The organism is Haloferax sp. Q22, assembly GCF_001482285.1.
Classification (GTDB): domain Archaea; phylum Halobacteriota; class Halobacteria; order Halobacteriales; family Haloferacaceae; genus Haloferax.
Genome location: NZ_LOEP01000006.1, coordinates 1 through 7,280, shown reverse-complemented (window position 1 = coordinate 7,280; position 7,280 = coordinate 1). Strand labels below are relative to the sequence as shown.

General features: G+C 54.6%; 6 protein-coding genes, 2 pseudogenes and 2 CRISPR repeat arrays. Of the genes and pseudogenes, 3 read left to right on the top strand and 5 right to left on the bottom strand.

What is annotated here, in order from left to right:
- Together AM590_RS19680 and AM590_RS02240 are read left to right on the top strand one after the other, a co-directional pair.
- Positions 1-405: integrase core domain-containing protein (locus AM590_RS19680; protein ID WP_157575410.1), on the top strand; the 405-nt coding region annotated here is incomplete at its 5' end.
- Positions 406-703: 298 nt separating this feature from the next.
- The gene (locus AM590_RS02240) at positions 704-1,036 is read left to right on the top strand and encodes a hypothetical protein (RefSeq protein ID WP_004043317.1); all 333 of its coding nucleotides are present in this window, start codon (positions 704-706) and stop codon (positions 1,034-1,036) included.
- A 159-nt stretch (positions 1,037-1,195) separates the two neighbouring features.
- Here the strand turns inward: AM590_RS02240 and AM590_RS02235 are convergent.
- The 4 genes and pseudogenes from AM590_RS02235 to AM590_RS02220 all read right to left on the bottom strand — a co-directional run.
- Positions 1,196-1,458, bottom strand: a pseudogene (locus tag AM590_RS02235) (type II toxin-antitoxin system RelE/ParE family toxin).
- Positions 1,459-1,758 carry a ribbon-helix-helix domain-containing protein gene (locus AM590_RS02230; RefSeq protein ID WP_058826024.1) on the bottom strand — a complete coding sequence of 100 codons (300 nt, stop codon included), beginning with the start codon at positions 1,756-1,758 and terminating at the stop codon, positions 1,459-1,461. It lies immediately after the preceding pseudogene.
- A 1,552-nt stretch (positions 1,759-3,310) separates the two neighbouring features.
- Positions 3,311-4,558, bottom strand: a complete 1,248-nt coding sequence (locus AM590_RS02225) for a Cdc6/Cdc18 family protein (protein ID WP_058826023.1) — start codon at positions 4,556-4,558, stop codon at positions 3,311-3,313.
- A gap of 160 nt (positions 4,559-4,718) precedes the next feature.
- Positions 4,719-4,878: a CRISPR direct-repeat array (repeat unit 23 nt; unit sequence CCCGTCTACGGTCCGGCTGGAAG).
- Between the two features lie 56 nt (positions 4,879-4,934).
- Positions 4,935-5,207, bottom strand: a pseudogene (locus AM590_RS02220) (ion transporter); the annotation flags it as partial.
- A gap of 85 nt (positions 5,208-5,292) precedes the next feature.
- Positions 5,293-5,520: direct repeats of the CRISPR family, unit length 31 nt; unit sequence CTTCCAGCAGGACCGTAGACGGGTTGAAGCT.
- A 218-nt stretch (positions 5,521-5,738) separates the two neighbouring features.
- On the opposite strand from AM590_RS02220, the gene AM590_RS02215 reads away from it, so the two are divergent.
- Positions 5,739-6,494 carry a hypothetical protein gene (locus AM590_RS02215; protein WP_058826022.1) on the top strand — a complete coding sequence of 252 codons (756 nt, stop codon included), beginning with the start codon at positions 5,739-5,741 and terminating at the stop codon, positions 6,492-6,494.
- A 350-nt stretch (positions 6,495-6,844) separates the two neighbouring features.
- Here the strand turns inward: AM590_RS02215 and AM590_RS19670 are convergent, their stop codons facing one another.
- Positions 6,845-7,081, bottom strand: a complete 237-nt coding sequence (locus AM590_RS19670; protein ID WP_082677632.1) for a winged helix-turn-helix transcriptional regulator — start codon at positions 7,079-7,081, stop codon at positions 6,845-6,847.
- Between the last annotated feature and the right edge of the window lie 199 nt (positions 7,082-7,280).

Sequence of the window (7,280 nt, the reverse complement as noted above, 5' to 3'; positions counted from 1 at the left end):
AATGGCGAATGGTCTTGGTTGTACGCTGCAATAGACATCGAAACAAAGCTAATTCTTGACGTCGAATTGTTTGGACGACATGGTACCGATCCGGCTGCTGCGTTTCTCCATCGACTCTCGGAGAAACACGATCTCTCAGACGCTGTGTTTCTCGTTGATGGCTACGGCTATCAGACTGCCCTCGCTCGATTAGGATTGAGCGGCCGGCTTGACTACGTCGAGCGAAACCTCGTCGAAAAATGGTTTCACACTCTCAAAATGCGAGTCGACCGCTTCCATAATTCGTGGGTGGGCAGTCACGGAAGCGTCCGCGAGTGGTTCATACAATTTGCGCAATACTACAACTATCAAAGACCGCATCAAGCGCTCGACGGACGAACACCGGTCGAGGAGGCGACTAACTAGACAGTGCCGGAAGGGCCCTGCTGGTATTCTACCAAACACGAAAGCAGAGCGCAAATACGGAAGCCAGTGAAGTAGTTCGAGGACTATGAAATCGTGCTTGGGGAGGGGTCGTTTCGACTTCCCCGACTGCTCGATAGCCGCGATGACGTCCCCCGGCGTCTTAACCAACATTAATTGGTCTTTTCAGGAGAAATGCAACTGGACTTCTCTCGACGAGTTCGATAGTGGTGAGTGTCGGACGTGCCGAACGTCGCTGTCTCGTTGTAACCTGAAAAGACCAACAATTGTAGGTTAATATATGACTCCCAACAAGCCCGACGCTCCCGAGAGAATTGCACGCTACATCCTCGATGGCCTCGACCGACAGGACGCTGAAACGCTTCGAGAAATTGCCACTCACGCAGAGAACCTTGCAGCGTGGAAAGAAGCCAAAGCAGAGACAGAACTGGAAGAAGGCGAGGACATCGTCCGCGAAGACAGCGCCGAAGACAGTAGTCTCCCGGACGACGTCCCAAAGAAAGCAGGTGTGGTCGTCAAGACGATCAACGATAACCAGTACTACTACTACCAGTGGAGAGAGGGCGACCAGGTGAAGTCCAAGTACAAGGGCCCAGTAAACCCTTCAGAGTGATCTCTAACGGTTTGTCGGTCGAGTCACTTGCCTTAGTAACGAACACAGAGAGGTTGGAGTGAAACCAGGTAATCGGTTTCCGTTGGGGGTAGGGGATTGGCTCAAGAGAAGAGACGCCGTTCGAAGAGATTCAGTCACACCCAAGTCGATGAGTGAATGTTACGGCGGGAGGTGGCGGTCATACACGTTCCGTCGGTGACCGACGGCCTCGACGATGAGGACGTCGTTGTCTTTGTCCCACGTTAGTATCGCCCGATAGTCGCCAGCGCGCAGTTTGTAGTAGGGCCATCCAGAGAGGCGTTCGACTCGGTGGTCGGTCCACTCTCTGGCTTCGGCAAGTTTCTTCAGGACCCGTTCTCGTGTTTCAGGGTCGAGGTCGGCCAATGGCTACCCGCCTTCGGTGTGATCTCGACGTCTGTCATTCACGCCTGGTCGTCGTCAACGTCGACATCGTATTTGTCGAGGGCGTCGTCAAGCGAGATCGTCTCGCCCGCCTCACGCTGTGCCCAACTTTCTTGGAGATCCGCGAGCGTCTCTTCGGACAGCTGCACCGATGGGTTCAGCCAGTCGCGAAGAGCGTCGCGAATTGCCTCCGACCGAGAGGTGTACCCACGTCGGGCGAACTCTTCGTCGATGGCGTCAACCATTGCAGTAGGGACTCGGACATCGATTTTCGTGGTCCCACCGTCGTCGTTTCGCCCGTCGTCGGTATCAGTGCTCATATGCTGTGAGACGTGTGTCTCACAAATTAGTCCTCTGTAAGTAGTGAGCCAGAGTCGTAACTGTTGGTTAAGTACTAGGCACGAAGGCTTCCGTCCCATTGGCCACTTGATCCCACGTAGAATCAACACCGCTACCGGCCTACAGGAGTATTTTCAGCCTGCAAATCCCACGAATAGCATCGAGAGATGGGGCGTTCGTAGTGGAGTTACGACGTATTCCGGGAGCGTGAGATGAGAAGCGTTCAGGTCGTCAACCAATCATCAAACGCTGACATCCTCCGCCACCTGAAGGCGGGTGTCAAGGTGACAAAGAGCGTACCCGAATCGCTGCGTGGGTGGAGGGCCGTACGCCTGACGATGATTCTCGAGATGTCTCGTCCCAGTAGCAGAATACGATTGGGATGCTTGAGTCTGAAAAGGTACAGGAGAACCTCTCGAGATCAATTTCACCATAGTACGGACGTCAACAGGACGTAAGCCATTACCTTACGTCCCTAGCCGGACGAGTCCCGAGGGTTTAAGCCAGCGGGCCAAGTCCGCGTCCTCATTTTCTAGTTGAGTGGGCGTATGGATTAAAGTTTGCGTGATTCTGTGACTCAGTACGCAATTCTGCTAAAAAGTCGAGATTAGCGTCTCATAGCATGGCACCGATCTTCCCTGTCGGATGTGAGTACGGCCAATAGTCCCTGCGGATGTGCGATTGCTGTCGAGGCCCCTACAATGTGGACTCCAGTTGGTAACTGGCCTATACCAAGGTCGATCTCATCGCATATTCGTTGTTCCTCGCTGACTCACAATCACTTCAGAGTCCAAACACGTCTGCGTCGTCTGTTCACTTGGACGATACCCAGTTCCGACGGGGTCCCCCCTGTCTATACTAGTCGGCTTCTGTCGTAACCGACAACCCGAGTCTGTCCAAACTACGCCGTTCAGTTCCGCTATTATCCGAATTCTATCGTAACGACTGTCGTAACTTTGAACGAGACTATCGTAACTTGTCGTAACCATTCGTTTGAACGTCTCTCCAACTGACTTCTGGCCGAATCAGTCGTTATTCATCTGGCCGGTGACAAAGGGCAATGGAGTAGTGTCAGTGGTTATATATTCCTGTCGAGTGGGGACGGACCTATGTAATGGTGGGTCGTCTCATTCCATCCGTTCTTGACCGTGCTATCGTACCCAACATACCATCTCAGCTGGGGCGTAAACCTAACCATATGAGGAATTTAAGCAGACTCCGTCTTTGTGTCTCTCAGTCATCGGCTCCTTCGGACCTAACCGGGGCAGGTCTACACACCCTCGTAGGAGAACGTGAATGTGATTGCACGTCAATACACCAACACCCCCACCCCACGTTTCCGACGTTCTCGTGAGAGGGTGAATTAAACTCACTGATGGGCGGGACTATGTCCCACCCAATTCAAAATTAAAAAGCGGCTACTGGGTGGTATTCGGCGCATATGTAATAATGTTTGCTCCTAGAATAAGAGCGGAAACCCACCTTGGGGTGGACCTATGCGAAGAACGTCGGAAACGAGGGGTGGGTGGGGCGCTATTTCGAGACGGTTGTCTCGGAGTCGTCAACATCAGCAAACCGGTCGTCTGTCATCGCGATTTCGTGGACAATCTCGAGGTCGTGGGCGGGCTGCAGGCCGGCGTAGATGGTGATCCCACCTGCACGTCCTTGGTTCTCCTTTCGCGCGTCGAGCACGTCGAGAAACGCCAAGTTACGGACGAAATCCCGAACCCGGCGTTCGGTCCGCGGTTCGACGCCGATCACCTGACACAGGTTGGTGTAGGCCGTGTAGATCTCGCCGGTTGGGAACTCGTCGCGCCCAGTCTGCTTGTGAAGGGTCGTGACAGCCGCAAGCGTGGTCTTCTTCTGGATTGTCAACCCTCCGATAAGGTCGTGGAACCGGTCCTTTTCGGCCTCCCGACGAGCCCCGCGAACGTGTTTCTCGGTGACTGTCTCACTATCTTGTTGCTGTGCGAGCATCCCCGCGTTCCGGAGGATATCGATGGCCTGTCTGGCGTCGCCGTGGTCCTGTGCGGCGAGGGCGGCGCTCAACTGTATCACGCCGTCCTCGAGGACACCGCCCCGGAACGCGTCACGCCGGTGTTCGAGAATCGACCGAAGCTGGTTCGCATCGTAGGAATGGAAATTGAGCTCTCTGGGCTGAAGTGATGACTTCACGCGGTCGTTGAGGTTCTCCGCCCACCGCACCTTGTTGGAAATAGCGATGACACCGACGCGGCAGTCCGTTTTCCCCGTCTCACGTGACCTCGACAGCGACATCAGCAGACCATCGTCCGCTTGCATATCGGCCTCGTCGAGGATGATGAGTGCGACATCGTAGAGTTCGTCGAGAATAGAGTAGAGTCGCGTGTAGTAGACACTTTTCGATAGACCCATCTCCGGGACCGAGACACCGGTTTGGTCCTCGTCATTCAGCTTCCGTGCGATGTGGGACACAGCCTGCGTCTCTGTGTCGTCGTCGCTACAGTCGATGTACGCCGTCCCAATGCGGACGCCCTCTGCCATACTCTCAGCAACCTTCGAGACGTGCTTCGCGACGAGGCTCTTGCCCGTCCCAGTCTCGCCGTAGATGACCACGTTCTCTGGTGACCCGCCGTCGATAGCTGATCGGAGTTGCATCGAGAGCGCGCGAATCTCGTCGTCGCGACCGACGATGCGTTCGGGTTGTGGGACGTGGTCGACGTCGACGAGGGATTTCTGCTCGAATATTGGGTCCGGCTTGCCGAAAATCTCCGCGGCGACGTCCCCACTCTCGTCGTCCATGTCTGTCACGTCCTCACGGGAAGATAATAAAGACAACCCCTCATTTCCAACGTTTAATCAGCAGTACAGGGGCTGTAGTCGCTCTATTGGCCGACCAGTCTGAGAAATGACCAAAAACCGCGTTTCCGACGTTCTTAGTCTGGTAGCAGGTGTGTCTGAACCTCACCCCGTCTACGGTCCGGCTGGAAGTCGCAGGCACTCGTCCACGTCGAAGAACACGGCACCCTTCAACCCGTCTACGGTCCGGCTGGAAGCGTCGCGGATGCCGATGCGTCTGCGGCCGCATCGGTCCTTCAACCCGTCTACGGTCCGGCTGGAAGGCGACCGTCACCCACCGCCCCGCCTCAGTCACCGGGACGATATCGCCGAATCCGACCGTCGAGGGCGCGACGACGATGAAGTAGAACGCGTCGCCGAACGTCCCGATTTCGGGGTTCACCCGGTGTTCGAACGAGTAGAACATCCCCGCGGCGACGAAGAAGATGGTGAGCACCGTCAACAGCAGTTTCATCACGCGGAGCGTCCCGACGGAGACGGTGCCGAAGAAGAACTCCTCGTCGCGCGTGAACCGGTAGAACCGGAGGACGCGGACCACACGAATCGCCCGCAGGAAGCCGATGTTGGCGGCGACCGACGAGACGGGAAGCACGAGCACCGCCAGTGTCGGCAAGATAGCCAGCAGGTCGACGAACGAGTAGACGTTGAACAGTTCGGCAGTCCGGTCCCGCGCGCCGCTTCCAGCAGGACCGTAGACGGGTTGAAGCTACGTGTTCGATCTGAGTGACGAAAATGACGAAGACTTCCAGCAGGACCGTAGACGGGTTGAAGCGTCGAAGTAGTGCACGTCGTCTTGGACCCACCCGGCTTCCAGCAGGACCGTAGACGGGTTGAAGCTCGGCTTAGCCGGGTTCACCGAAGCTGGGACGGTCTTCCAGCAGGACCGTAGACGGGTTGAAGCTTCGGCGGGGCAGGCGACCGCCTGCATCACAACTTGGCTGGATACATTCCTGTACCGCATCGAATACTGCCTGTGGTGACTGTCGCAGTTGAAAAAACGGCAGCGTGTCCTGGTGCGTGTCTACTGAGAACAGTCGAGAGACTGTTGACCTTCCCTTCGAATTTTCTCAAATTTGATCATCTCAGAGATAATATTGAATACGAGTGATTGTTACAACGGGGTATGGCACTCTCACGAGAGATACGGGAGTCGTTATTAACCGTCCTTAGCCCAGTCCCTTATCTTCTCATCCTTCTTCCGGTGTTATCGGTTTTCGATAGTGTTGCGTCCCTCTGGTTTCTCTTCGTCTTTTCGCTGACAATGACCTTCTTTTATCTGTTAGTCGCCCGGGGCGTGGCTTTGATCCGTTCGAACCTGTCGCAGCGGAAAGATGCACTTCCCACTGCCGATGAGCACTATTACAGGGGAACATACACTGATCGGTTTCTGAGTATTTCGCGTGATGCTTTTGTTGGATTCGACAGCGATATCGAGCCAATCTCGGAGTATACTGCTCGCCCACCGTTTCCCTATCTCGTGTACGCGTTTTGGGGGTCTCTCGTCTCCCTTGCGACGTTTGTCGTGAGTGGTCGTCTGTTGGCGTGGCTCGTCAGCAGTGGGCAGCTCAATTCTGTGTCAGATATTCCGGTCCCCGAAGAGGCTCTGCAGAGCGTTCCGCTTGGGTTGGTTGATTTGCTGCTTGCCCTGTTTCCGGCGTTCGGGAAGCTTGATTTTGCAGGCCAAGTCCTCATCGGTGGTGTGACGTTTTCGACGGGGTTCATGTTCCTAACCGCGGCGCGGAACCTCACCGCACTCTCGGACGATTTTCACCGGCGTGTACTTCGGTGGATGGTTGCGACGAATCCATACGGCAAACACGAGCTCCTGCATCTCTCCGTTTTCGTGGCGTTCTACGGGTTCTTCTTCTTATTGATGTAACTCTAGATGCTACGTTTGAGGTTAGGTTCTTAGGTATCCCAACAGTCACTCACAAAGCGTAATGCGGGATTGACTGAATGATGCTGGTATAGGCCGCAGTCGGGCGTTTCTCACTGACCGTGAACGTGAGTTAACGCCGACGAAACTGTCGAAAATCCACGCAACGTGGCGATCTCACACATCAGGACAAAGATCCATGATGAACTCCCAAAGGACCTTGAGCTTCTCAAAGAACATCATCCTGACCTCCTCGACGAACTTCGAGGCATTGTCTGCGAGCGTGAATAGCCTCTTCGAGAGACTAAGTGAGACACCACTATTCAGCAGATCTCGACGAGGATCAGCTGGAGTTATGTCTCAAGTAGATAGTCACGTCCGGAGTCAGTTATCCACCAAGCTCTCCCCTGGCCGATTTTTTTGGTGTCTAGATACCCCTTCTCGCTAAGTTCTCGAAGTCGTTTGTAAATCCCCGCTGTGGTGTAGCCAAATTCATCTGCGACCTCAGGAGCAGAGAGCACTGGATCTGGTGAGCCCTCAAATACCGAGAGAATGTCCGTGTCCGTAATCTCTGGTGGCCGACCTGTCACTACCTACCTCGAGTCGACACATTACAAAGTATCATTTGGTAAATAATTATTCTGGAATTCTTAAGAACGTCGGAATAACTAAGTTCGAATACCACCCAATAGAACATACGAGCGTGTCATAGAATCCATCTCATAGCTTCTCACAGCCCGGATCGTTTCCTCGTTCGAAGTTGGTGATTGCAACGACGAGCCGCAGACA

Excerpts from the sequence above, each read along its gene's own strand:
- AM590_RS02240 (WP_004043317.1), top strand. The coding sequence starts at position 704 with ATGACTCCCAACAAGCCCGACGCTCCCGAGAGAATTGCACGCTACATC.
- AM590_RS02230 (WP_058826024.1), bottom strand. The coding sequence starts at position 1,758 with ATGAGCACTGATACCGACGACGGGCGAAACGACGACGGTGGGACCACG.
- AM590_RS02225 (WP_058826023.1), bottom strand. The coding sequence starts at position 4,558 with ATGGACGACGAGAGTGGGGACGTCGCCGCGGAGATTTTCGGCAAGCCG.
- AM590_RS02215 (WP_058826022.1), top strand. The coding sequence starts at position 5,739 with ATGGCACTCTCACGAGAGATACGGGAGTCGTTATTAACCGTCCTTAGC.